Genomic DNA, 2,720 nt, shown 5'->3' on the forward strand with positions numbered 1-2,720 from the left:
GTCGGCGACCACCTTTGCTGAAAACCCCGGGATAGAAGCCCAGAATCGCCCTCTGTGGGCCGTTTTGGCTATCAGTACCCCAAAAATGGCATTGTGACCCCGGCGACACCTTAGGCGGCAAAACTGCCCGCCTTAAACCTGAGTTCGGATTCTCTTAGAGGAGCGCTCAGCTCCATCAGCGGCGAGCTATGGCAGTTTGGTCCGATTCCACACAAAAGAGGCAATCACCCCCGCGTGGCAATCGATTCTGCATTCGATCGCCACGCGTCAGCGCAGTTGCGTCATTTCGTCGAAGGATGGCTCCGCCGCAAGTTGTCGGCGAGGAGTCTGTGCCAAGCATTCGCGAGAGCCGACCGCACGGTTTGCTGTCTCATTGCTGAGCGGAACGAAGGGCTTCTGCGAATTTTCGGCCTGGTTCTGGATCCACCCCGAAATCCTCGGCATATCGTTCATGAATCTCTGCCCATTGTTCGTGGGCCATTTCTTCAGTCAGGTGCTCACCGCGTAGATGTGGGTCAAGCCGCGAAAGGTAAGTTTCCCAGCCGGCCGCGGTCTGCGCTGCAAGCGGGAGGTCATCAAAGACATGGGTGAAGGTAAGTCGGCAAGCGTCTCCCTCCTGGGTGAGCTTGAAGCTCTGCAGCTGGCCGGCGTAGGACCATGCCAGGTGATGCGGTGCATCGACTTCGGTCACCTCGAGTGTCGCCCCACCAGCTTCGAAGGTCTCCCCCTTCATCGGTGTCCAATCAACAGCTGCCGGGAACCACTGCTCAAGTTCGGCCGGCACGCTCACCGCGCGCCACACCGGCTCAATAGGATGGGCCAAACTGAGATCGAAATGGAGGGCCACGCGGCCGTCGATCAATTCCATGGTTCCGTGAATCATGGGCCCTCCTGCAGCTGCCAATTCTGGGTTTTCGTTGGTCAAGGGTTCTCCTTCGGGTGTCGTTCAAGGGGTTCGCGGTATCGAAGCCGGGGCTAAATATGGAAGAGCATCCTGCGGGTGCTCTTGGACATGGGGCAGGGTCCAAGACTTAACATAGGCCCTCAGGAGTTCATCCTGCCTCAAGAAAATGTGATCCGGCAAGGTGCGCATATCTAGCGTCAGCTCAGCGGCTATTGCAGCTCAGGCCCACTCAATCGCGGGTTCGACCGCTCACCCGCCTTCTGTAAACGCGCCCAACGATACCCTGTTTCTTGCACGCGGCAGTGCGGCAGCCGTCTGACTTGGTGCACTCCACAACACTCGTTGAAGTCGTGCTGCAACGAGAGAACCCCCGGCAAATGTTGTGTTCGTCCACCATCTCGCCGACGTTTCTTCAGCCTGCTTCGCGGACTTGCGCAACCACTGCTCAGAGGTCGGCCATCCGAAATACGACGCGGCGGTAGTTATGTGAATTTAGGGGAAGATCTGCCGGAACCCCTTGGTCGAGTTCATGGAACGTGGTGAGCTCATACGAATCGCCGCCGGCCGGCACGCTCACAATGATGAGTTCGGCCGGGAAGCTAGGGCACGCGCCGCCATCGGCGATGGTCTGGCAGGAAACCGGGCTCGGCATATTAGATGTGCCTGTTAAACATCGGAACCCCTGAACAATAATGTTCAGGGGTTCCGGTACGTTATGTCCGGCGGTGACCTACTCTCCCACACCCTCCCGAGTGCAGTACCATCGGCGCTGTGGGTCTTAGCTTCCGGGTTCGGTATGGGACCGGGCGTTTCCCCCACGCTATGACCGCCGTAACTCTAGTACCGAGCATTCCTTATTCAGGATTACTGGTGGCTTTATCGAGTCACAACAAGTGCTGTGGTTCTTCATCAATAACTATAGCGGAACCAGGAACGTAGCGCGAATCAAAACGTGGCATCCGGACCATGAGGGTAGTCACAGCCAGACCCTCGCCATTCACAGCTGCTCGAACTTCTGAATAGAACTCGGCGCGTTGCCTGGGGACTCATATAGTTTGCGGACGCCGAATCGTCTGTGCTGGAAGGCATCGAACATCCCACTGTCCCATACCGAACGCTTACCAAAATCAGCATCGGATTGCCGTCCGATCCAGAGGGAACCAACGATCTCATCATCGGCATCGACGTTGAACACCAGGTATTGCTCCCGAGGTTTCCCGTTTGGAGACGGTTGGGCTAAGCCGCCGTCGGTTACGTTGTGCGCTTCTACGACGGCGTCGATGTGGCTACCGGCGTACTCTGCTTTGATGGAGACCAGTCAGGCTGGAATATCCTTCGCGGGCACGGGCAAAAGGTGCGCGTTCATGGACTCAATCCATATGGCAACCTGGCATGATACATTTCATGGAATTTGCCGTTGACTCCATATGGTCGAGTCTTGCGCGCATGTTTCGGTAGTTCTCGACCACTCACTACTGCGCGAGCTTGGGCTATCCCTCACTCGTTCTGGTTAACCGGGTCGTCAAAGCACCGCATGCACCCCCGGTAGGGAACGGCAAGTACAGAGAGTACGAACTGTAGTGAATCCCTTATCGGCCGAGGCAAGGACGACATCGCTGCGTAGTCCACGCCATTGCGAGCTGTAGTTGCCGGCCTTCGGTTCCAGCACCTGGCAGGCCGCGAGCAAGCCCCTTCTACATTCGTCATCCGGAATTTGGCCGGTCGCGTCGGCAACACCGTGGGAGCAATGACTACGGTTCGTGTGTTGTCCGAGGCGTTAAGCGGCGGAAACCCCAGACCGGGCGGGCATGGGGTT

General features: G+C 57.5%; 2 protein-coding genes and 1 rRNA gene. All 3 read right to left on the reverse strand.

Going from position 1 to position 2,720, the window contains the following annotated elements; genetic code table 11:
* Positions 1–370 precede the first annotated feature (370 nt).
* The gene (locus KRR55_RS20105) at positions 371–925 is read right to left on the reverse strand and encodes an SRPBCC domain-containing protein (protein ID WP_217391092.1); all 555 of its coding nucleotides are present in this window, start codon (positions 923–925) and stop codon (positions 371–373) included.
* A gap of 696 nt (positions 926–1,621) precedes the next feature.
* Positions 1,622–1,738: ribosomal RNA gene (gene rrf, locus KRR55_RS20110) — 5S ribosomal RNA — on the reverse strand.
* Between the two features lie 163 nt (positions 1,739–1,901).
* Positions 1,902–2,099, reverse strand: a complete 198-nt coding sequence (locus KRR55_RS20115; protein WP_217391093.1) for a hypothetical protein — start codon at positions 2,097–2,099, stop codon at positions 1,902–1,904.
* Positions 2,100–2,720 lie beyond the last annotated feature (621 nt).

The organism is Paeniglutamicibacter quisquiliarum (genome assembly GCF_019084045.1).
Lineage (GTDB): Bacteria > Actinomycetota > Actinomycetes > Actinomycetales > Micrococcaceae > Paeniglutamicibacter > Paeniglutamicibacter quisquiliarum.